This window comes from Aeromonas sp. AE23HZ002T15, assembly GCF_054165525.2.
In genome coordinates, this window is sequence record NZ_CM201342.1 from 2,595,001 (window position 1) to 2,617,059 (window position 22,059).

Consider the following 22,059-nt stretch of genomic DNA (forward strand, 5'->3'; position numbering starts at 1 on the left):
GGGGGTCATCCCGACTTACCAACCCCATGCAAACTCCGAATACCAGTAAGTAATATCCGGGAGACACACGGCGGGTGCTAACGTCCGTCGTGAAGAGGGAAACAACCCAGACCGCCGGCTAAGGTCCCAAAGTTCTGGTTAAGTGGGAAACGATGTGGGAAGGCTCAGACAGCTAGGATGTTGGCTTAGAAGCAGCCATCATTTAAAGAAAGCGTAATAGCTCACTAGTCGAGTCGGCCTGCGCGGAAGATGTAACGGGGCTCAAACCAGGCACCGAAGCCGCGGATTCACGCTAAGCGTGAGTGGTAGGGGAGCGTTCTGTAAGTCTGCGAAGGTGTGTCGAGAGGCATGCTGGAGATATCAGAAGTGCGAATGCTGACGTAAGTAACGATAAAGGGGGTGAAAAGCCTCCTCGCCGGAAGACCAAGGGTTCCTGTCCAACGTTAATCGGGGCAGGGTGAGTCGACCCCTAAGGCGAGGCCGAAAGGCGTAGTCGATGGGAAGCAGGTTAATATTCCTGCACGACTTGTAATTGCGATGGGGGGACGGAGAAGGCTAGGTGGGCCAGGCGACGGTTGTCCTGGTGAAAGTGCGTAGGTGGTGTTTCTAGGCAAATCCGGAGACACAACACTGAGACACGAGACGAACGCACTACGGTGCGGAAGCCATTGATGCCCTGCTTCCAGGAAAAGCCTCTAAGCTTCAGATTACAAGTCATCGTACCCCAAACCGACACAGGTGGTCGGGTAGAGAATACCAAGGCGCTTGAGAGAACTCGGGTGAAGGAACTAGGCAAAATAGAACCGTAACTTCGGGAGAAGGTTCGCTCTTGATGGTGAAGTCCCTTGCGGATGGAGCTGTCGGGAGTCGCAGTGACCAGATGGCTGGGACTGTTTATCAAAAACACAGCACTCTGCAAACACGAAAGTGGACGTATAGGGTGTGACACCTGCCCGGTGCCGGAAGGTTAATTGATGGGGTTAGCGCAAGCGAAGCTCTTGATCGAAGCCCCGGTAAACGGCGGCCGTAACTATAACGGTCCTAAGGTAGCGAAATTCCTTGTCGGGTAAGTTCCGACCTGCACGAATGGTGTAACCATGGCCATGCTGTCTCCACCCGAGACTCAGTGAAATCGAATTCGCCGTGAAGATGCGGTGTACCCGCGGCTAGACGGAAAGACCCCGTGAACCTTTACTACAGCTTGGCACTGAACATTGAACCTACATGTGTAGGATAGGTGGGAGGCTTTGAAGCGATGACGCCAGTTGTCGTGGAGCCGTCCTTGAAATACCACCCTTGTATGTTTGATGTTCTAACGCAGGGCCCTGAATCGGGCTCGCGGACAGTGCCTGGTGGGTAGTTTGACTGGGGCGGTCTCCTCCCAAAGAGTAACGGAGGAGCACGAAGGTTGGCTAATCCTGGTCGGACATCAGGAGGTTAGTGCAATGGCATAAGCCAGCTTAACTGCGAGACGGACAGGTCGAGCAGGTACGAAAGTAGGTCATAGTGATCCGGTGGTTCTGAATGGAAGGGCCATCGCTCAACGGATAAAAGGTACTCCGGGGATAACAGGCTGATACCGCCCAAGAGTTCATATCGACGGCGGTGTTTGGCACCTCGATGTCGGCTCATCACATCCTGGGGCTGAAGTCGGTCCCAAGGGTATGGCTGTTCGCCATTTAAAGTGGTACGCGAGCTGGGTTCAGAACGTCGTGAGACAGTTCGGTCCCTATCTGCCGTGGGCGTTGGATGATTGAAGGGAGTTGCTCCTAGTACGAGAGGACCGGAGTGAACGAACCTCTGGTGTTCGGGTTGTCACGCCAGTGGCACTGCCCGGTAGCTAAGTTCGGAATCGATAACCGCTGAAAGCATCTAAGCGGGAAGCGAGCCCTGAGATGAGTCATCCCTGACCCCTTGAGGGTCCTAAAGGGCCGTTGGAGACCACAACGTTGATAGGTGGGGTGTGTAAGCGCGGCGACGTGTTGAGCTAACCCATACTAATTACCCGTGAGGCTTAACCATACAACACCCAAGAAGTGTTCTGAGACTTGTAACAAACCCCAAGAACTACTCAAAAATTCAGTGATAACGACAAGCCACGAGCAACATCGTTATTCACGTCAGCTTTCTGGATTAAGAATTTGCCTGGCGGCCATAGCGCCGTGGAACCACCTGATCCCATGCCGAACTCAGAAGTGAAACGCGGTAGCGCCGATGGTAGTGTGGCATTCGCCATGCGAGAGTAGGACACTGCCAGGCACCCATTTCAAGATTGCGCTATGAGCGTGGTCTTTACCGGTTAGTGTGCTGATATGGCTCAGTCGGTAGAGCGCATCCTTGGTAAGGATGAGGTCCCCAGTTCGATTCTGGGTATCAGCACCATTAAACAGAAAGCCTCCCAATCGGGAGGCTTTTTTGCATTCTCAATTCACCGATATCTTTCTGGCGTCGAGGTAGAAGCGGGCCTGCCCAGACTGCTCTATCTGGATGGCTGCTACCAGCTTCTCCTCGCGTTTGTATTCCCAGCTCCTTTCGATCGATGTCAGAGGAGGCTTGACGATGCCCAGCGTCTGCAAGTATTCGTGAAACAGGCTGGCACTCCCTATTTCGGTCAATCCTGCTTTCATCCCCATTACTCCTTTATTGTGGTCCTTTATCAATGGTAGCGTTTTCATATGTATTCAATGTGAACGCTTTTCTATTAAATTGATCCAAGCTAAGTTACGGGCTGAAAAAGGCGCAATTTTCCTAAAATAGGGAATAAAAACATGTTGATAAAGAATGTGAGTCTGGTCGGTCAGGCGGGTTTCTGGCAGATCCTCTGCCAGGACGGCTATATCCGGGCCATCGAACCCATGGGAACAGCTCTCTCCTCGGCCTCCGAGCTGGACGGAGAGGGGGGCCTCGCCATCGCGCCCTTTATCGAGCCTCACATTCACCTGGATACCACCCAGACGGCGGGGGAGCCGAGCTGGAACCTGTCCGGCACCCTGTTCGAGGGGATAGAGCGCTGGGCTGAGCGCAAGGCGCTGCTGACCCACGAGGATGTCAAACGCCGCGCCATCCAGACCCTGAAATGGCAGATGGCCAACGGCATCCAGTTCGTGCGCACCCATGTGGACGTCTCCGATCCCAAGTTGATCGCGTTGAGGGCCATGCTGGAGGTGCGGGAGGAGATGAAGGAGTGGGTGGAGCTGCAGATCGTCGCCTTCCCGCAGGAGGGGATCCTCTCCTACCCCAACGGCAAGGCACTGCTGGAAGAGGCGCTTAGGCTGGGGGCCGACGTGATCGGCGCCATCCCCCACTTCGAGTTCACCCGGGAATATGGGGTCGAAAGCTTGCACCATATCTTCGCGTTGGCAGAGCAATATGATGTGCTGGTCGATGTGCACTGCGACGAGATCGACGACGAGCAGTCCCGCTTCATCGAGACTCTGGCAACGCTGGCTTACGAGCGCGGCATGGGGTCCAGGGTCACCGCCAGCCACACCACCGCCATGCACTCCTACAACGGAGCCTATGCCTCCCGGCTGTTCCGTCTGCTGCGCATGGCCGACATCAACTTCGTGGCCAACCCCCTGGTGAATATCCACTTGCAGGGGCGTTTCGATACTTACCCCAAGCGCCGTGGCATCACCCGGGTGAAGGAGATGCTGGAGGCGGGCATCAACGTCTGCTTCGGCCATGACGATGTGTTCGATCCCTGGTATCCCATGGGCACGGGCAACATGTTGCAGGTGCTGCACATGGGGCTGCATGTGTGCCAGATCATGGGTTATGAGCAGATCAACGACAGCCTAAAGCTGATCGGCGAACACAGCGCCCGCACCCTGAATGTGCAGGAGAGGTACGGTATCGCCGTGGGCAAGCCAGCCAACCTGGTGATACTGCCGGCGGAGAACGGCTTCGATGCGGTACGCCGCCAGGTGCCGGTACGCTACTCCATCCGCCACGGCAAGGTTATTGCACAGACCCAGCCAGCCCGTGCCTCGCTGCATCTGGCTGCCACCGAGCCGGTGGACTTTCGCCGTTAATCCTTGACGGGTTGATCTGGGCGCTGTCATCCCGGGCGGTGCTTTTGCATAATCCCTGGATGCTTGCATGCCTGACTAACGGAGCCCCTTTATATGCAAACCTGGTTATTTGTGGCCGTCGGCGGTGCCATCGGTGCCTGCCTGCGCTTCGGCATGACGGAGCTGTTCACCCTACTGCTCGGCCGCAGCTTTCCCTACGGCACCCTGGCGGTGAACGTGATTGGCTCCTTCATCATGGGGCTGGCCTTCGCGCTCATCAGCCATGGCCATGTGCTGGAGCACCCGATGAAACCGCTGCTGATGGTGGGGATCCTGGGGGCTTTGACGACCTTCTCCTCCTTCGCCCTGGATACAGTGCTGCTGACCCAGCAGGGGGCCTATCTCAAGGCTCTGCTCAACACGGCACTCAACGTCTTCCTCTGCCTCGCCATGGTGGTGCTGGGGATGCAGCTGGTCGCTAGCCGGGTATGAGGGGCAGGCCCCCTGCCGGGGTCATGCCCTCAAGGCCAATGTGCCTCTCTGCACCCGACCGGCCGCTTCTCCGGACGGGCAGTAAAGAGGTTCTGAGGTGTCCGGACGCTGGCGGCTCTGGTAAACTGGCGGCCATTCTTTGCTCTATGGGTGTTTGAGGGATGTCGGAACAGACGAATACTACGCATTTTGGCTATAAAACCGTGGCGACGACCGAGAAAGAAACTCTGGTTGCCGGTGTCTTCCATTCGGTGGCGGCCAAGTATGATCTGATGAACGACCTGATGTCGTTCGGCATCCACCGCCTCTGGAAGCGCTTTACCATCGACTGTTCCGGTGTTCGCAAGGGACAGAAAGTGCTGGATCTGGCCGGCGGTACCGGGGATCTGACTGCCAAGTTCTCCCGCATCGTCGGCGAGACCGGTCAGGTGGTGCTGGCGGACATCAACGACTCCATGCTCAAGGTGGGTCGCGACAAGCTGCGCAACCTGGGGGTGGCGAACAACGTCTCCTACGTCCAGGCCAACGCCGAGGCGCTGCCCTTCCCGGACAACCACTTCGACGTCATCACCATCGGCTTCGGCCTGCGCAACGTCACCGACAAGGACAAGGCGCTGGCCTCCATGTACCGGGTGCTGAAACCGGGTGGACGCCTGCTGGTGCTGGAGTTCTCCAAGCCGGAGAGCGAGGTGATCGCCAAGCTGTATGACCTCTACTCCTTCAAGCTGTTGCCCAAGATGGGCGAGATAGTGGCGAACGACGGTGAGAGCTACAAGTACCTGGCCGAATCCATCCGTATGCATCCGGATCAGCAGACCCTGAAGGGGATGATGGAGAACGCCGGCTTCGATCAGGTGGACTTCTACAACCTGACTCAGGGCGTGGTCGCCCTGCACCGTGGATACAAGTTTTAAGGTTGCCTATGCCGATGGATGCCATGGTCACCGCGGTGATCGAAACCAGCCTCAACCAGTTGTTGGCCCTCGACAAGCAGAGCCCGGATCGGCTGCGCAAGCTGGCGGGCAAGGTGCTCAAGCTGGAGTTGCGTGAGCTCAAGCCGCTCTGGTTCGTCTTCTCCGAGCGCCGCCTCGACGTGCTGGCCCGGTTCGAGGGCGATGCCGATGCGGTGCTGAGCCTGTCGCTGACCGCCCTAGGTCTGCTCAAAGACCCCTCCTCCCTGACCCGCTACATCCGCGAAGAGAAGCTGGATCTGAGCGGCGACCCCCAGCTGGTGCAGGCGTTCAGCGCCCTCTTGGGCGAGCTGGACATCGACTGGGAGGAGGAACTGTCTCGCTATACCGGCGACGTGCTGGCCCACACCCTGTGTGGCGGTGCCCGTCAGGCGCGTCGTCTGGTGGGGCGCGAGCTGTGCCGCACCCAGCGCCAGCTGGCGGAGTATCTGACCGAGGAGGCTCGCCTCGCTCCCGGCCCCCTCGAGGTCGCCAGCTTCGGCGATGACGTCGAGCTGCTGGCTCAGCACATGAAGGCCGTCGAGCTGCGACTCGCCCGCCTCGAACAGCGGGTGAGCGGATGACCCCGAAGGAGTTCAAACGCCTCTATTGCATCGTCAGCATCTTGCTGGAGCAGGGTATCGATGAGCTGGTGCCCGCCCGCTATCAGCCCTGGCCCGGTCGTCTGCTACGTCGCAGCCTGTTTTGGCTCAAGAACAAGCAGTCTGATCTGAACCGCGGTGCCCGCATCCGCCTCGCCTTCGAGGCGCTCGGCCCCATCTTCATCAAGTTCGGTCAGATGCTGTCGACCCGGCGCGATCTGCTGCCACCGGACATCGCCGAGGAGCTGGCCCTGTTGCAGGACAGGGTGCCCCCCTTCTGCGGCCAGGCCGCCCGTCGCCAGATAGAGGCGAGCCTGGGTTGCCCCATCGAGACCCTGTTCGACGACTTCGACGAGACGCCGCTGGCGTCCGCCTCCATCGCCCAGGTGCACACCGCGAGACTGAAAGAGAACGGCCGCGAGATCGTCATCAAGGTGATCCGCCCGGACATAGAGCCCATCATCGAGGCGGATCTGCGCCTGATGCAGGCGGTGGCCAAACTGGCCGCGCGCTTCGTGCCCCAGAGTGCCCGACTGCGGCCGGTGGAGGTGGTGGAGGAGTATCGCAAGACCATACTGGACGAGCTGAACCTGATGCGGGAGGCGGCCAACGCCATCCAGCTGCGCCGCAATTTCACCGGCTCCGATGCCCTCTATGTGCCCGAGGTGTTCACCGAACACTGCCGCGAGCAGGTGCTGGTGATGGAGCGCATCTACGGCATCCCGGTCTCCGACATCGAAACCCTAGAAGCGAACGGCACCAATATGAAGCTGCTGGCGGAGCGCGGGGTGGAGGTGTTCTTCACTCAGGTGTTCCGTGACAGCTTCTTCCACGCCGACATGCACCCCGGCAACATCTTCGTCTCCCATGAACACCCCGAGAATCCGCTCTGGATCGGTATCGACTGCGGCATCGTCGGGACGCTGAACCGGGAAGACAAGCGCTATCTGGCGGAGAACTTCCTCGCCTTCTTCAACCGGGACTATCGCCGGGTGGCGGAGCTGCACGTGGAGTCCGGCTGGGTGCCCGCCGACACCAAGGTGGACGAGTTCGAGTTCGCCATCCGCACCGTGCTGGAGCCCATCTTCGAGAAGCCGCTGTCCGAGATCTCCTTCGGCCACGTGCTGCTCAACCTGTTCAACACAGCGCGCCGCTTCAACATGCAGGTGCAGCCCCAGCTGGTGTTGCTGCAGAAGACCCTGCTCTACGTGGAAGGGCTGGGGCGTCAGCTCTATCCCCAGCTGGATCTCTGGCAGACCGCCAAGCCCTACCTGGAGAGCTGGATGCACCAGCAGGTGGGCCCCAAGGCGGTGCTGAACGCCATCAAGGAGAAGGCGCCGTTCTGGGCCGAAAAGCTGCCCGAGCTGCCCGAGTTGGTCTACGAGACCCTGCGCCAGGCGCGCCATCAGCAGCATCATTTCGATCAGATGTTCGCGGATTTTCGCAAACACAGCCGCCGTCAGGGGCAGGCCCGCTACCTCTTAGGGGTTGGAGCCAGCCTGCTGCTCGCGGGTGTATTCTTGCTGACCCAGAGACAACACATTGAGTGGGGACAAATAACGTTGGCCGGTGCCGGTGTATGCTGGGTGCTCGGCTGGCTGAAGGCTCGCTCACACTAATCTTTCCGCTAAACGCTCAAGCGCCTGCTGGCGCCAATTTTGGAGAAATATCATGGGTGGTATCAGTATCTGGCAGTTGTTGATCATCGCAGTCATCGTCGTGCTGCTGTTTGGCACCAAGAAGCTGCGCGGGATCGGCGGTGATTTGGGAGCGGCGGTGAAGGGTTTCAAGAAGGCGCTGTCGGACGATCCGGCCGATGCCAAGCCCGAGCAGAAGGATGCGGAGTTTCCGCCAAAGCAACTGAACGAGACGGCCAACAGCGCCGACACCACCAAGCAGAAAGACAAAGATCAGGCCTAAGCCATGTTCGACATCGGTTTTTGGGAGCTGGTCGTCATCGCCGTGGTGGCCCTGGTGGTGCTGGGGCCGGAGCGGTTGCCCGGTGCCATCCGCACGGCGGCCCACTGGATCAAGCTCATTCGCAGCACGGCGAACTCGGTCAAGTCCGAGCTGGAGCAGGAGCTCAAGTTGCAAGAGCTGCACAATGATCTGAAGAAGGCCGAGACCCTGCAGATGAACAACCTGAGCCCCGAGCTGCAGGAGTCCATCGAGCAGTTGAAGGCGGCGGCCCAGTCGGTGAACCGGCCCTATCAGCCGCAGTCCGAACCGCAGAACGAGATCCGCCCACCGGTGACGCCGGCGCCTGAATCCCGGGCTGCTCCGGCCCCCGAGCCCCAGGCCCAGCCTGAGGGGGATGCCACCCCTGCAGTCGAGGCAGTGCCTGCCCCCCTGGTGAAAGAGAAAGGGGAGGTGAAGTCATGAGTCAGGCCGAGCAACCCCTGATCAGTCACCTGGTTGAGCTGAGAACCCGGCTGATGCGCTCCCTGCTGGCTATCCTGCTGGTGTTCATCGGGCTCATCTACTTCTCTAACAACATCTACGACTTCGTGGCCCAGCCGCTGCTCAGCCAGCTGCCGGAGGGCACCAGCATGATAGCGACGGATGTGGCGACCCCCTTCATCACGCCCATCAAGCTGACCCTGATGGTCTCCTTCTTCGTGGCCATCCCCTATCTGCTGTATCAGGCCTGGGCCTTCATCGCCCCCGGCTTGTATCAGCATGAGCGGCGCCTCGTCCTGCCCCTGGTGGCCTCCAGCGCCGTGCTCTTCTATGCCGGCATGGCGTTTGCCTACTATGTGGTGTTCCCGCTGGTGTTCGGCTTCTTCACCAGCACGGCCCCCGCCGGGGTGACGGTGGCGACCGACATCGCCAGCTATCTGGACTTCGTGCTGACCCTGTTCTTCGCGTTCGGGGTGGCGTTCGAGATCCCCATCGCCACCATTCTGCTGTGCTGGACAGGGGTGACCACCCCCAAGAGCCTGAGAGAGAAGCGCCCCTACGTCATCGTCGGGGTCTTCGTGGTGGGCATGTTGCTGACGCCGCCCGATGTCTTCTCCCAGACTCTGCTGGCTATCCCCATGTGGGGCCTGTGGGAGCTCGGCCTCTTCTTCGCCCGTTTCTACGTGAAGAAGGAAGACGAGACAACCCGGGAGCAGGCCGACGAAGAGAGCTGAGTCCATCTCGCCCCCTGTTCGGGGTGATGGAGTTCGCTGTCATGGCAAGAGGAGGGGAGCTTGGGCTCCCTTTCTCTTTTCAGCCGCTCCCCACAGGCGTATGGTAAGGCCCCATCCTGTAGATGGTTTTCAAATGCCTGATATGCAGCCACTTTGTCTGGAAGTGTTCACCTCATGATCGATATCGGAATCAACCTCACCAGTCCCCAGTTTGCCGACGAGCAGGCCGAGCTGGTGAGCCGAGCCCGCGCCGCCGGGGTCGAGGGGCTGATCCTCACCGGCACCTGCCTGGCGGGCAGCCGGGAGAGTGCCGAGCTTGCCGCCCGCTGGCCGGGCTACTGCTTCTCCACCGCCGGGGTGCATCCCCACGACGCCAAGAGCGTGGATGAGCAGACCCTGCCCGCCCTGCGCGAGCTGGCAGCCCTGTCCCAGGTGGTGGCCATCGGCGAGTGCGGCCTCGACTACAACCGCGACTTCTCCCCTCGTCCGGTGCAAGACCGGGTGTTCGACGCTCAGCTGGCCCTGGCCGCCGAGCTGAACATGCCGGTGTTTCTGCACTGCCGGGACGCCCACGAGCGCTTCATCGAGATCCTGCGCCCCTGGTTGCCGCGCCTGTCCGGCGCCGTGCTGCACTGCTTCACCGGCACCGATGCCGAGTTGGACGAGTGCCTCGCGCTGGGACTACATATCGGCGTCACCGGCTGGCTGTGTGACGAGCGCCGTGGCCAGCTGCTGCGCGAGCAGGTGGCGCGGATCCCGGCCGGTCGGCTGATGATAGAGACCGACGCCCCCTATCTGGTGCCACGGGATCTGAAGCCCAGACCCAAACGCAACGAACCCGCTTTTCTGCCGCACATCGCCAAGGTGGTGGCGGCCTGTCGTGGTGAGACGCCCGAGGCCTTGCTGGCCCACACCCGGGCCACCTCAGCCGCGTTCTTCCAACTTCCACTCCAGGAGTGACTCATGGCAACTACTCTTCCGGGCGCCTTCCCGGGCCGCCGCCTGCGCCGGGTGCGCAAGAATGACTTCAGCCGTCGTCTGGTACGTGAAAACACGCTGACCGTCGACGATCTCATCTACCCGGTGTTCGTGCTGGAGGGGGTGAACCAGCGTGAGGCCGTCGCCTCCATGCCTGGGGTGGATCGCCTCTCCATCGACCTGCTGCTGGAGGAGGCCGCGGAACTGGTGGCCCTCGGCGTGCCTGCCATCGCCCTGTTCCCGGTGACGCCACTGGAGAGCAAGAGCCTGCTGGCGGAAGAGGCCTACAGCCCGGACGGCCTGGCCCAGCGCGCGACCCGTGCCCTCAAGGCCCGCTTCCCGGAGCTCGGGGTTATCACCGACGTGGCGCTGGATCCCTTCACCACCCACGGCCAGGACGGCATCATCGATGACGAAGGCTATGTGCTGAACGACATCACCACCGAGATCCTGGTGAAGCAAGCGCTCTCCCATGCCGCAGCCGGGGCCGACATAGTGGCGCCGTCCGACATGATGGACGGCCGCATCGGCGCCATCCGCGCCGCGCTGGAGGAAAACGGCTTCATCAACGTGCAGATCATGGCCTACTCCGCCAAGTACGCCTCCTGCTACTACGGTCCTTTCCGCGATGCGGTCGGCTCCGCCGGCAACCTCGGCAAGAGCAACAAGGCCACCTATCAGATGGATCCGGCTAACGACAACGAGGCCCTGTACGAGGTGGCGCTGGACATCCAGGAAGGGGCCGACAGCGTCATGGTCAAGCCGGGCATGCCGTATCTGGACGTGATCCGCCGGGTCAAGGATCAGTTCGGGGTGCCGACCTTCGCCTATCAGGTGAGCGGCGAGTACGCCATGCACATGGCGGCCATCCAGAACGGCTGGCTGAAGGAGAAGGAGTGCATCCTGGAGTCCCTGGTCTGCTTCAAGCGGGCCGGTGCCGACGGCATACTCACCTATTTCGCCAAGCGGGTCGCCCAGTGGCTGCAGGAAGACGCTCGCCGGAGCTGAACGGTCTGAGCGAATGAAAAAATGCCAGTCGATACGACTGGCATTTTGCTTTTCAGGGGGTTGCACGGGCCTGCTCGATCAGGCTGTTCGGGCCGAGCACCTGGGGCAGCACCCTGGGCTCGCGCTGGCTAGGCGCATACCAGAGGTAGAGCGGCACTCCGGAGCGACCGTGCTGCGTCAGGAAGGCGGTGATCCCGGGATCGCCCTGGGTCCAGTCCCCCCGCATCACCTCTACACCCGCCTCGGCAAAGGCCTGTTCCGTGGCGTGGTGATCGATGGCGACCCGCTCGTTGACCTTGCAGGTCATGCACCAGTCGGCGGTGAAATAGAGGAAGACCGGTCTGTCCCCCGCTCTCAGGGTTTCCAGCTTGACTGGGTCGAAGGCGAGTCGATTGGCGGGCTGGGACTGGGTGGTGCGCTCGCCCATCTGGCTCAGGCCCAAGGGGATGGCGAGGGCGGCAGCCAACATCGCAGGCAGCCAGGCCTGCGGCTTCATCCCTCGCTGGCGCAGGCCGGTCAGCCAGAGGCCGAACGTCAGCAGCATGGCACAACCCAGGCTGGCGGTCAGCGCGTTGGCGGACACCTGTTGGCCGAGCACCCACGACAGCGCCAGCATGGTCAGGAACATGGGGACGGCGAGCAGGCGGCGAAGGCTCGCCATCCAGAGCCCTGGTTTCGGCATCCGGCGCTGCAAGGCCGGGACAAACCCCAGCAGCAGGAAGGGCAGTGCTATGCCAAACCCCAGCCCGGCGAACACCAGCATGCCCGCCAGAGGCGGCAGGATCAGGGCGGTGCCGAGCGCCGCCGCCATGAAGGGGCCGGTGCAGGGAGTGGCGACGAAGGCGGCGAGGGCGCCGGTCCAGAACGCCCCGGCGGTGCCGTCGCGCCGGGTCAGTCCGGCTCCGGCGTCGAGGGTGCTCAGCTCAAACAGGCCGGCCATGTTGAAGGCGATGACGCAGGTCAGCAGCAGCAACAGCAGTATCATGCGCGGATCCTGCAGCTGGAAGGCCCAGCCGAGCTGGGCACCGCCCGCCCGCATGACCAGCAGCACGCCACCGAGCAGCATGCAGGTCGCCATCACCCCGGTTGTGTAGGCCAGCGCCTCGCGCCGCGCGGCTCGGGCGCTGGTACCGGCCCGCGCCAGGCTCATCGCCTTGAGGCTGAGGATGGGGAAGACGCAGGGCATCAGGTTCAGCAGCAGGCCACCGGCGATCGCCCCGGCCAGCGCCAGCAGCAGGGCGGCAGCCCCGCTCTCAGCCCTGGCCGGTGCGGCGGCAAGCCTGGCATCCAGATCCAGCCCCAGGCCGTTGCCGAGCGCCAGGGTCGCCTCGAATGCCTCGGTCGGCCTGGCTCCCGCCCGGGTCTCGACGATGAGCAGATCGCCCCTGCGTTCGAACCGCTGGGGCGCTGCATCGACGATGGCCTGTCTGGTGGCGCTGAAGAGGTGCGGCTCGTCAACCGCAATGCTGGCGGGGAGCGGTACCTCGAGGCGCAGCCGTTGCTCATCGACGGTGAAGCCGACGGGGGAGCCGAGCGGTCTGGGCAGCGCGTGACGCCACTTGGCAAAGTCGGCGGCGAGGGCGGCATCGGGTTCGCCGTTGCCGACGTGCAGCGTGATCTGCAGGCTGGCACGCTCCGGGACGCAGGCGTCGTGACGGCAGGCCAGATACTGCATGTCGAGGCGGATCGGCAGTTGGGTGCCCAGGGCCATCCCCTCGGCGACGGAAAGCTCCGCCAGCAGCGCGTAGGGTTGGCCGTAGACATGGTTCATGATGCCGTCGATCGGCAGGGTCTGGGGGAGTGGATAGGCCAGCTCGCCGACGCTGACACCATCGGGCAGGTGCCAGGTCAGTTTGGGGGCCAGGCCGACATCTCCCGGCTGCTTCCAGTAGCCGTGCCATTCCCCTTGGGGGGTCATCTTGATTGCCAGGGTGGTGGTGCCGTTGGCGGCCGGGGTCGGGCTGGCGGCGTGCAGGGAGGAGGCGATCAGCACCTCGTCGGCGCCGGGCATATTCGCTGCGGCCAGCATGGGGGCGCTCAGGCTCAGGCCGAGCCAAAGCAGCAACCGCTTCAGGGAGTCGAGTTTCATGGGTCTCTTCGTGCGGGAGAAAAAAAGACACCCGCCCCGGGGCCGGTGTCCATGACGTCTGACGGTTACTTCAGCTGCTTGACGGCGTCGGCCAGGTCGCGATCCTGCGGGCTCAGGATGCGGGCGACGCGGCCCTGGCTATCCAGCAACACCACGCTGGGGATGTCGCGCACCCCGAAGGCACGGAACAGGGAATCATCTTCGTTCAGCGCCAGCGGCAGAGTGCTGCCCGAACTCTTCCGGTAATCCTGCAGGTCGGCCACCGAGACCCAGAGTCCGGAGGAGACCCCCAGCCACTCGACGCCCTTCTCGCTCGCCATCAGCTTCTCGGCCTCTTCGCGCACAAACTGGCAGTTCTTGGCGGTCTGCGGGCGGCTCTCGGCTAGGTAGGACTCACACCAGGGGGCGAAGAAGACGATGGCGCGCGGCTTCTGATCCGCGGCGGCGAAGTCTACTTTTCGGCCATCCAGCAGGCGGATCCCGAGAGCACTCACCTTGTCGCCCACGGCGAAGGTGGGGGAGGTGCTGGCGCTGGTGGCCCGGGCGACTGGCTGTGGCTCCTCGGCGATCGCCTGTTGCAGCGCTGTGTGCAACGCCTGGTCTTCCAGATGGCCCACGTGCATGATCTTGCCATCGCGCCCGATCACCACATGCTGGGGGGTGACCCTCAGGTTCAGCGCGGTCGCCAGGGTACCGTCATCGATGGCGATGGGCATGGTCAGGCCCAGCTCCTTGCGGTAGGCGCGGATGGCGTCGGCGTCGTCGGAGAAGCCGGTATTGACGGCGATCACCTGGATCTGGTCGCCAAACTTCTGCTCGATAGCCTCAAAGCCCGGCATCTGCTGGCGGCAAGGCACGCACCAGGTGGCCCAGAACTTCAGATAGACCGGCTTTTTCCCGTAGAGTCCGGCCAGATCGAGCGGTTTGCCGTCCAAAGTGGTCAGCCTGGCCGCCGGAGCCGGTTGGCCGATCAAGGGGCTGCCTGCGCTCTTGGCGCGTCGCTCGCCTTCGGCGTCGTAGCTGTTGTCGTCCGCCCAGGCTGGCTGGCTGATGCCGAGCAGGAGCAACAGGGCGGCGAGGGGTTTGAACAGTGAGGGCTGGGGCAAGACGGACTCCTTACGACTTTCGAACATGTATCGGGGATGGTTTAATGACACATTTTAGTCAGTTTGACAGTCCAGTAATAAGGACCATGAATGCCTGTTTTCACTGTACCATTCCGTGCATTGGCCGGTGCCCATGACTGAGCTGCACATAGCGCTGCGGCGCGAGGCCGGGCACTCGCTGGCGGACCAGATCGCCACGGCCATCGGCCAGTCGATCCGCCAGGGCTCGCTCTACGCGGGAGCCAGGCTGCCCTCATGGAACGATCTGAGTGTCCAGCTCGGCGTCGCGCGGGGCACAGTCCGAGCCGCCTATGAGCGGTTGATCGATGAGCAGCTGATCGTTTCGCAGGGGGCGGCGGGCACCTTCGTCGCTCAGTGCCTGCCGGTGGACTCGCCGCCCGATCTCGGGGCGCAACCCAATCCCTTGCCCGAGCTCTATGAGCACCCGTTCGGCGACCGCCCTCGGGTGTTTCAGGTCGGCGTGCCCGCGCAGGACGGTTTTCCCGGCAAGCTCTGGTCCCGGGTGGCGGCTCAGGCTGCCAGTCAGGCCGCCATGGCAACGGTCAGCTATCCGGATCCCCGCGGCGCACTGACGCTGCGCACCGAGATCGCCGCCTATCTGTCCGTGGCCCGCGGGATCAGCTGCTCGCCGGCCCAGATCCTCATCACCTCGGGTTACAGCGGTGCCCTCGGGCTGCTGGTCCACGGCCTCGGCTTGCAGGGGAAAGAGGGCTGGATTGAGGATCCGGGCTATCCGCTATCCCGGATGGCCCTCGCCATGGCGGGGGTGACGCCTGTTCCTGTCCCGGTCGATGCACAGGGGCTCGATGTTGACGCGGGGATAGCCAGTGCGGCGGACGCCGCGCTGGCCATAGTCACCGCCGGCCAGCAGGCGCCGCTGGGCATGACCCTCTCCCTCGCCCGCCGCCACCGCTTGCTGGAGTGGGCCGCCAGTCGCGGCGGCTGGATCATCGAGGATGATTACCTGAGCGAGCTGCAACTCACCGGTCGGGCGGCGCCAGCCCTGGCCTCCCTGGATCGCCATGGCCGGGTCATCTATGTGGGTACCTTCAGCAAGACCATCAGCCCGGGTCTGCGCCTCGGCTTCATGGTGGTGCCGCCGGCCCTGGCCGGCAAGATGGGGGACGTGGCCGCCGCACTCGCCCCCGCCGCCTCGGTGGCGAGCCAGTGGGCGCTCGCGGAGTTCATGCGCAAGGGACACTATCTGCGTCACTTGCGCAGGATGAAGCGGATCTACCGTGCGCGGGCGGCGGCGCTGCAACAGGCCCTGCCGGCGCCCGCCGAGACGGTCACCATGGCGGGGCTGGCGCTGCTGCTTCACCTGCCTCGGGGCTGCGATGATGTCGCCATAGTGCGCCGGGCCCAGGCTGTCGGACTGGCGCCAGCCCCCCTGTCCGTCTGGTTCTCAGACCCGGCGCGAGCGAGATCGGGTCTGCTGCTGGGGATCACCAATCTGCCGCAAGAGGGGCTGGAGGCGTGCTGCGTCCAGCTGATGCGACTGATCGAGCAAGGCACAGACCAGGAAGGCGTGCTCTCCCCGCCATCTATGCCAGATCGGACGATTTAATAGGCAAGGGGTCGCGAAAAGTGGGTACTTGGCCCTGTTACTGGCGGCAAAGGCTTGATAAATGAGGTTTCTGCCTACATCTTAGATGGTCCAAGCAAGCTTCTGGACGGCAGGGGCTGCAGAGCATTTTAGAGGTACCGCAGATGAACAACCCTTTGCTGACCATGGACTCGCTGCCTCCCTTCAGCCAGATCCGGCCTGAACAGGTGCAGCCTGCCGTGACGCAGGCCATCGCCGACTGCAAACAGAAGATCGAGGACGTGCTGGCCCGGCGTGAGCCCCACACCTGGGACAGCCTGATCGCCCCCCTGGAAGAGGTCAATGACCGCCTTGGACGCATCTGGTCGCCGGTGAGCCACCTCAACGCCGTACAGAACAGCGAGGCGCTGCGCGAGGCTCACGACGCCTGCCTGCCGCTGCTGTCCGAATTCCAGACCTATGTCGGTCAGCACGAAGGACTCTATCAGGCCTATCGCGAACTGGCCGAGAGCGATGACTTCCCCCTGCTCAGCGGCGCCCAGCGCAAGGAGATCCAGAATACCCTGCGCGACTTCCGCCTGTCCGGTATCGGCCTGTCTGCGGAGGCGCAGCAGCGCTATGGCGAGATCCAGGCCCGTCTCTCCGAGCTGGCCTCCCGTTTCAGCAACAACGTGCTGGATGCCACCCAGGGTTGGAGCAAGCTGGTGACCGACGAGGCCGAGCTGGCCGGCCTGCCCGCCAGCGCCCTGGCCGCCGCCCGCCAGATGGCTGAGCACAAGGGCCAGCAGGGCTGGCTGTTCACCCTGGACATCCCCTCCTACCTGCCGGTGATGATGTATGCCGACAGCCGCACCCTGCGTGCCGAGCTGTATGAGGCCTTCACCACCCGCGCCTCGGATCAGGGCCCGAATGCCGGCAAGTGGGACAACTCGGCCATCATGACCGAGCTGCTCAGCCTGCGCCGGGAGCTGGCCCAGTTGCTCGGCTTTGGCAACTACGCCGAGCTGTCCCTCGCCACCAAGATGGCGGACAGGACGGAGCAGGTGGTGGGCTTCCTCACGGATCTCGCCGCCAAGTCCCTGCCCCAGGGCAAGGCCGAGCTGGAGGAGATCCGTGCCTTCGCCACCGAGCACTTCGGCCAGAGCGAGCTGGCGGCCTGGGACATTCCCTACTACGCCGAGAAGCTCAAGCAGCACAAGTTCTCCATCTCCGACGAGCAGCTGCGCCCCTACTTCCCCGCCGGCAAGGTGGTGAAGGGGCTGTTCGAGGTGGTGCGCCGGGTGTTCGGGGTCAAGGTGCGCGAGCGCCTCGGCATCGACACTTGGTACCCGGACGTGCGTTTCTACGACATCTTCGATGGCGAGGACGAGCTGCGCGGCAGCTTCTACCTCGACCTCTATGCCCGCGAGAACAAGCGCGGCGGTGCCTGGATGGATGTCTGCCTGGGCCGTCGTTACCGTCAGGACGGTTCACTGCAAAAGCCGGTGGCCTATCTCACCTGCAACTTCAACGGTCCGGTGGATGGCAAACCCGCCCTGTTCACCCACGACGAGGTGGTGACCCTGTTCCACGAGTTCGGCCACGGCATTCACCACATGCTGACCCAGATCGACGTGGCCGGGGTGGCCGGTATCAACGGCGTGGCCTGGGATGCGGTGGAGCTGCCGAGCCAGTTCCTGGAGAACTGGTGCTGGGAGTCCGAGGCGCTGGCCTTTATCTCCGGTCATTACGAAACAGGGGAGCCGCTGCCCGCGGATCTGCTGGAGAAGATGCTGACCGCCCGCAACTTCCAGGCGGCCATGCAGATGCTGCGTCAGCTGGAATTCGCCCTGTTCGACTTCCGCCTGCACCAGGAGTTCGACCCGGCCAGGGCCGAGCTGATCCCGACCCTGCTGGCCGAGGTGCGCAGCCAGGTGGCGGTGATGACGCCACCGGCGTTCAACCGCTTCCAGCACAGCTTCTCCCACATCTTCGCCGGCGGCTATGCGGCGGGCTACTACAGCTACAAGTGGGCCGAGGTGCTCTCCGCCGATGCCTTCTCCCGCTTCGAGGAGGAGGGGATCTTCAACCCGGCCACCGGCCAATCCTTCCTGAAGAACATCCTGGAGAAGGGCGGTTCCAAGGAACCCATGGAGCTGTTCCGTGCCTTCCGTGGCAGAGAGCCCCAAGTGGATGCATTGCTGCGACACAGCGGTATTGCCGCCTGATGGTCCGGCCCCGCGCTGGCGTGAGCTTCAAGCAGGTACATGGCTGCGGCAGAGTGGGATCACGACGTGATTTTTAAGATAAAAAGGGACCGCTTGGTCCCTTTTTTCAAGGCTTTTTAATATCTTGCCGATAGCATGTTTGCACTGCCACCGCCTCTTCCAGTAGAGTCGGGATTCCAGCTTCCAAGGAGAGAAAGTCACTTGCCATGAGGCGAGCACTCGAGTCTGTCTATCAAATCATCTCCAGCTTGTCTCATCTGAGTGGCAAGGGATATTTCGATACCTTTGTGAGTGAAATCGCCAACGCGGTGGGGGCGGATCTCGTCCTGATTTCGGGACAGGACCAAACGGGCCTGTTCTTCACCGTTCATGCCGCCCATCCCGCCTCCCTCGACATCGGCTCCTACAGTTTTCCCCTCGCCAGCACCCCGGGTGAGATCGTCATGCAGCAGGGTGAAGCCTGGTTTAATGACCGCACCCGTCAGCTGTTTCCCCATGCCGCCGTGCTGGAGCATTGGCAGATCCGGGGCTATGCCGGCATCGCCCTGAAGAATGCCCAGGGGGAGACCATGGGGCTGTGCAGCGTCATGTTCAAGCGGGCCATGCCCAGCATGGACAAGATCATGCAGCTGCTGCGCCTGCTGGCCCCCATCGCCGGTCGTGAACTGGCCCTGATGTATCAGCAGCAGACCCCCTCTGCGCCCGTGGGATCGGGGGCCATGCAGGTGCTGGATACCATGATGTCCCACGCGCCGGTCGGCATCGGCAAGATGGATCTGAATGGACGCATCCTCTGGATCAACCCGGCCATCGAGAAGATGCTGGGTTACTGTCAGGATGAGTTGCTGGATCGTACCGCCGCCGATATCAATCATCCGGAAGACTGGCAGACCAGCCTCCCGCTCTACGAGGAGATCCGTCGCGGGGAGCGTCCCGCCTTCACCCAGGAGAAGCGCTACCTGCACCGGGATGGCAGCGTGCTCTGGGGACGGGTGACGGTGACGCTGATCCGCAACGAACAGCTGCACCCCGACTACCTGATGCTGGTGCTGGAGAACATCGACCCCATCAAGCGTCACAGCGAGCAGCTCAAGCTCTCCCACCGGGTCTATGACAACCTCTCGGAGGCCATACTGGTGTGCGATGCGGACAGTCGCATCATCTCGGTCAACCCGGCGTTCGAGACCATCACGGGCTACAGCGAGGAGGAGGCCTGCGGCCAGCGCCCCAGTCTGCTCAAGTCCGGCCTCCACGATCAGACCTTCTACGCCGACATGTATCACGCCCTGGAACGGGTGGGGATCTGGCGCGGCGAGGTGTGGAACAAGCGCAAGAACGGCAAACTCTATCCCCAGCAGCTGATGATCAGTGCCCTGCGTGAAGGAGGCAGGATCAGCCAGTACATCGCCATCTTCAGCGATCTCTCCCAGACCAAGCTGGCGGAGCAGAAGATCGCGGCCCAGGCGAACTACGACAACCTCACCGGCCTGCCGAACCGCTGGCTGTTCGGCCGCTGCCTCAGCCGCTTCTGCGAGCGGGGGGAGCGTTTCGCCCTCATGGTGCTGGATCTCAACAACTTCAAGGCCGTCAACAACAGCATGGATCACCACGTGGGCGACGCCCTGCTGCGGGAGGTGTCGGATCGGCTGGTGAGCCGGGTGCGCACCGAGGATCTGGTGGCCCGCATCGGCGGCGACGAGTTCGCCTTCCTGGTGCCCGGCATCGTCAACCGTCGCCAGGCCGAGGTATTCGCCAAGCAGGTGATAGGCGGCTTCGCCCGCCCCTTTATGCTGGCCAACCAGCACCTCTATGTGACCGCGACCCTCGGCATCACCCTCTGCCCCAACGACGGTGGGGACAGCGACGAGCTGCTGCGCAATGCGGAGCAGGCGCTGTTCGTCGCCAAGCGGCAGGGGCGACCACTCGGCACCTACAGCGCCTCCATGCGGGAAGAGGTGAGCCAGCGCCACCAGATGCAGCAGGATCTGGCGGAGGCCATCAAGCTGGCGCAGCTGACCATGGCCTATCAGCCCATCTGGGACAACCGCAGCGGCCGGGTCGCCAAGCTGGAGGCCCTGGTGCGCTGGTATCACCCCCACTGGGGTCAGGTGTCGCCGGCGGACTTCATCCCGCTGGCGGAGGAGGCGGGCCTCATCCAGGGGCTGGGTGCCCTGGTGCTGTGGCAGTCGTGCCGGGATCTGGCGAGGCTGCAGAAGTCAGGTTTCCCGGAACTGCAGATGTCCATCAACCGCTCCACCCTGGAATTCCAGACAATCGATCCCGAGGCGAACGAGTGGCTGAGGGTGATCCGTCACTTCGGCCTGGACCCCAAAGACATCATCATAGAGATCACCGAGTCCCTGCTGATGGAGAGCAGCGACCAGCACAGGGTGCGGATCGATGCCCTGCGGGAGGCGGGTTGCAAGCTGGCCATCGATGACTTCGGCACCGGCTACTCGGCGCTGAACTACCTGCGCACCTTCCCGGTGGATCTGGTGAAGATAGATCGCTCCTTCGTGCGCCACATCCCCTTCAACGAGCAGGACAGGCTGCTGCTGGACGGCATCATCAACATAGTGCACAACCTCGGCATGCAGGTGGTGATCGAGGGGGTGGAGACCCGGGAGCAGCTCAACTTCCTCTGCCAGAAGGGCTGCGCCTTCACCCAGGGCTATCTGCTCAGCCGCCCGCTGCCCTACGACGATCTGGTGGAATACCTGACCCTCAACCGGCAGGGAATGAACCTGGCCAATCTCACCATCGTGAGCTGATCCCCCGCTTCTGTTATCATGCTCGGCTCCATGCCGTCATGAGTCATCCATATGCCCCATATTCAGGTTTTCAGTGAAGTGCCCGCCCGGGAAGGGGAGCTCGATGCCTTGCGCCAGCGCCTGGCCGACGTGGAGTTTCCCGCCCCCTTCGCCCTGGTGCTGACCGAGGAGCGGCTGGAGCTGCGCAAGCTGGATGAACCCAAGCTGGGGGCCGTCTATGTGGACTTCGTGGAGGGGGCCGTGGCTCACAGGCGCAAGTTCGGCGGCGGTCGTGGCCAGTCCATCGCCAAGGCGGTGGGACTCAAGGCGGGGGCCATGCCGACCGTGGTGGATGCCACCGCCGGGCTCGGCCGGGATGCCTTCGTGCTGGCCTCCCTCGGCTGCAGGGTCACCCTGATCGAGCGCAGCCCAGTAGTGGCGGCTTTGTTGCAGGATGGTCTGATGCGGGCGGCGCAGGATCCCGAGATAGGCCCCTGGGTGCGCGAGCGGATGCATCTGCTGCAAGGGCCGGCGGTGGACAACCTGCTGGCATTGGAGGAGCGGCCGGACGTCATCTACCTGGATCCCATGTTCCCCCACAAGCAGAAGTCGGCCCTGGTGAAGAAGGAGATGCGGGTGTTCCAGTCCCTGGTGGGGCCGGATCTCGATGCGGATGCCCTGCTGCCGGCGGCCCTCAAGATGGCGGAGAAGCGGGTGGTGGTAAAGCGCCCAGGCTACGCGGGCTGGCTTGACGAGCACAAGCCCAGCATGGCCATCGAGACCAAGAGCAACCGCTTCGACGTCTATGTGATGGCGGCGTTGGCGGGCTGACTCGGGCAGCCCCAGACCCCAGACGAAGAGGGCCCGCAATGCGGGCCCTCTTTCATCACTCGTAGGCATCGGTCAGAAGTGGATAAGCTTCTCTTCCCCCTGCCAGACCAGGGCCAGGGTCGCCAGCTCCGCCAGGCTGAGCCGCTTCCCGCTCTCCAGCAGCAGGTATTCAACCCCTTCTTTCGCCACTATGGTCTGTACCCTGTCCCCCCATTGCCGACCACTCCGATCGGTGAGCGTCACCGGTAGCTGCCAGCTGGCGGCGATCTCGAGCCAGTCGTAGAGGTCACAGCTGATGGGTTGGTAATCCGTCATGGCGTTTCCTGTCCCCG

18 protein-coding genes, 1 tRNA gene and 2 rRNA genes (1 of these 21 only partly in view) are annotated in these 22,059 nt (G+C 62.8%); 17 read left to right on the top strand and 4 right to left on the bottom strand.

What is annotated here, in order from left to right:
- From ACT5M9_RS12080 to ACT5M9_RS12090, 3 genes are all read left to right on the top strand, one after another.
- Positions 1–2,022, top strand: a 23S ribosomal RNA gene (locus tag ACT5M9_RS12080) (it extends 867 nt beyond the left edge of the window).
- Between the two features lie 122 nt (positions 2,023–2,144).
- Positions 2,145–2,259, top strand: a 5S ribosomal RNA gene (gene rrf, locus ACT5M9_RS12085).
- 47 nt (positions 2,260–2,306) lie between these two features.
- Positions 2,307–2,382: transfer RNA gene (locus ACT5M9_RS12090), tRNA-Thr, on the top strand.
- A 41-nt stretch (positions 2,383–2,423) separates the two neighbouring features.
- Here ACT5M9_RS12090 and ACT5M9_RS12095 read toward each other — a convergent pair.
- Positions 2,424–2,675, bottom strand: a complete 252-nt coding sequence (locus ACT5M9_RS12095) for a hypothetical protein (RefSeq protein WP_438548224.1) — start codon at positions 2,673–2,675, stop codon at positions 2,424–2,426.
- A 93-nt stretch (positions 2,676–2,768) separates the two neighbouring features.
- On the opposite strand from ACT5M9_RS12095, the gene ACT5M9_RS12100 reads away from it, so the two are divergent.
- The 10 genes from ACT5M9_RS12100 to hemB all read left to right on the top strand — a co-directional run bounded on the left by ACT5M9_RS12100 (position 2,769) and on the right by hemB (position 11,177).
- Positions 2,769–4,034 carry a cytosine deaminase gene (locus tag ACT5M9_RS12100; protein WP_457983034.1) on the top strand — a complete coding sequence of 422 codons (1,266 nt, stop codon included), beginning with the start codon at positions 2,769–2,771 and terminating at the stop codon, positions 4,032–4,034.
- A gap of 93 nt (positions 4,035–4,127) precedes the next feature.
- Positions 4,128–4,505 carry a fluoride efflux transporter CrcB gene (gene crcB / locus ACT5M9_RS12105; protein WP_457983033.1) on the top strand — a complete coding sequence of 126 codons (378 nt, stop codon included), beginning with the start codon at positions 4,128–4,130 and terminating at the stop codon, positions 4,503–4,505.
- A 161-nt stretch (positions 4,506–4,666) separates the two neighbouring features.
- The gene (ubiE, locus tag ACT5M9_RS12110) at positions 4,667–5,419 is read left to right on the top strand and encodes a bifunctional demethylmenaquinone methyltransferase/2-methoxy-6-polyprenyl-1,4-benzoquinol methylase UbiE (protein WP_438548221.1); all 753 of its coding nucleotides are present in this window, start codon (positions 4,667–4,669) and stop codon (positions 5,417–5,419) included.
- An 8-nt stretch (positions 5,420–5,427) separates the two neighbouring features.
- Entirely contained in the window at positions 5,428–6,039 is a 612-nt protein-coding gene (locus ACT5M9_RS12115; RefSeq protein WP_457983031.1) for a ubiquinone biosynthesis accessory factor UbiJ, read from the top strand.
- Positions 6,036–7,676 (top strand): ubiquinone biosynthesis regulatory protein kinase UbiB, encoded by a 1,641-nt coding sequence (gene ubiB, locus ACT5M9_RS12120; protein ID WP_457983029.1) that lies wholly within the window; start codon positions 6,036–6,038, stop codon positions 7,674–7,676. The genes ACT5M9_RS12115 and ubiB overlap by 4 nt, the downstream gene beginning before the upstream one ends.
- Positions 7,677–7,728: 52 nt before the next feature.
- Positions 7,729–7,977 (top strand): Sec-independent protein translocase subunit TatA, encoded by a 249-nt coding sequence (tatA, locus tag ACT5M9_RS12125; RefSeq protein WP_349920502.1) that lies wholly within the window; start codon positions 7,729–7,731, stop codon positions 7,975–7,977.
- Between the two features lie 3 nt (positions 7,978–7,980).
- Complete coding sequence (gene tatB, locus ACT5M9_RS12130; protein ID WP_457983026.1) at positions 7,981–8,439, top strand: Sec-independent protein translocase protein TatB; 459 nt, start codon at positions 7,981–7,983, stop codon at positions 8,437–8,439.
- Positions 8,436–9,191 carry a twin-arginine translocase subunit TatC gene (tatC, locus tag ACT5M9_RS12135; RefSeq protein WP_438548217.1) on the top strand — a complete coding sequence of 252 codons (756 nt, stop codon included), beginning with the start codon at positions 8,436–8,438 and terminating at the stop codon, positions 9,189–9,191. The genes tatB and tatC overlap by 4 nt, the downstream gene beginning before the upstream one ends.
- 174 nt (positions 9,192–9,365) lie before the next feature.
- Positions 9,366–10,151: a TatD family hydrolase gene (locus tag ACT5M9_RS12140; RefSeq protein WP_457983024.1), complete on the top strand. Its 786-nt coding sequence runs from the start codon at positions 9,366–9,368 to the stop codon at positions 10,149–10,151.
- Positions 10,152–10,154: 3 nt separating this feature from the next.
- Complete coding sequence (gene hemB, locus ACT5M9_RS12145) at positions 10,155–11,177, top strand: porphobilinogen synthase (protein ID WP_457983023.1); 1,023 nt, start codon at positions 10,155–10,157, stop codon at positions 11,175–11,177.
- 52 nt (positions 11,178–11,229) lie between these two features.
- Here the strand turns inward: hemB and ACT5M9_RS12150 are convergent, their stop codons facing one another.
- Together ACT5M9_RS12150 and ACT5M9_RS12155 are read right to left on the bottom strand one after the other, a co-directional pair.
- A complete protein-coding gene (locus ACT5M9_RS12150; RefSeq protein WP_457983021.1) occupies positions 11,230–13,266 on the bottom strand; it encodes a protein-disulfide reductase DsbD family protein in 2,037 nt (678 codons plus the stop codon).
- A 65-nt stretch (positions 13,267–13,331) separates the two neighbouring features.
- Complete coding sequence (locus ACT5M9_RS12155) at positions 13,332–14,372, bottom strand: TlpA family protein disulfide reductase (RefSeq protein ID WP_457983020.1); 1,041 nt, start codon at positions 14,370–14,372, stop codon at positions 13,332–13,334.
- A gap of 133 nt (positions 14,373–14,505) precedes the next feature.
- Here ACT5M9_RS12155 and pdxR point away from each other — a divergent pair, with 133 nt between their 5' ends.
- The 4 genes from pdxR (at position 14,506) to ACT5M9_RS12175 (ending at position 21,727) form a co-directional block, all read left to right on the top strand.
- Positions 14,506–15,960, top strand: a complete 1,455-nt coding sequence (gene pdxR, locus ACT5M9_RS12160; RefSeq protein WP_457983019.1) for a MocR-like pyridoxine biosynthesis transcription factor PdxR — start codon at positions 14,506–14,508, stop codon at positions 15,958–15,960.
- A 143-nt stretch (positions 15,961–16,103) separates the two neighbouring features.
- Entirely contained in the window at positions 16,104–18,146 is a 2,043-nt protein-coding gene (prlC, locus tag ACT5M9_RS12165; RefSeq protein WP_457983018.1) for an oligopeptidase A, read from the top strand.
- 206 nt (positions 18,147–18,352) lie between these two features.
- Positions 18,353–20,917: a putative bifunctional diguanylate cyclase/phosphodiesterase gene (locus tag ACT5M9_RS12170; RefSeq protein ID WP_457983017.1), complete on the top strand. Its 2,565-nt coding sequence runs from the start codon at positions 18,353–18,355 to the stop codon at positions 20,915–20,917.
- Positions 20,918–20,968: 51 nt separating this feature from the next.
- Positions 20,969–21,727 carry a class I SAM-dependent methyltransferase gene (locus ACT5M9_RS12175; RefSeq protein WP_457983016.1) on the top strand — a complete coding sequence of 253 codons (759 nt, stop codon included), beginning with the start codon at positions 20,969–20,971 and terminating at the stop codon, positions 21,725–21,727.
- Between the two features lie 72 nt (positions 21,728–21,799).
- Here the strand turns inward: ACT5M9_RS12175 and ACT5M9_RS12180 are convergent, their stop codons facing one another.
- On the bottom strand, positions 21,800–22,042 hold the full coding sequence (locus ACT5M9_RS12180; protein WP_457983014.1) for a Rho-binding antiterminator: 243 nt from the start codon (positions 22,040–22,042) through the stop codon (positions 21,800–21,802).
- Positions 22,043–22,059: the final 17 nt, after the last annotated feature.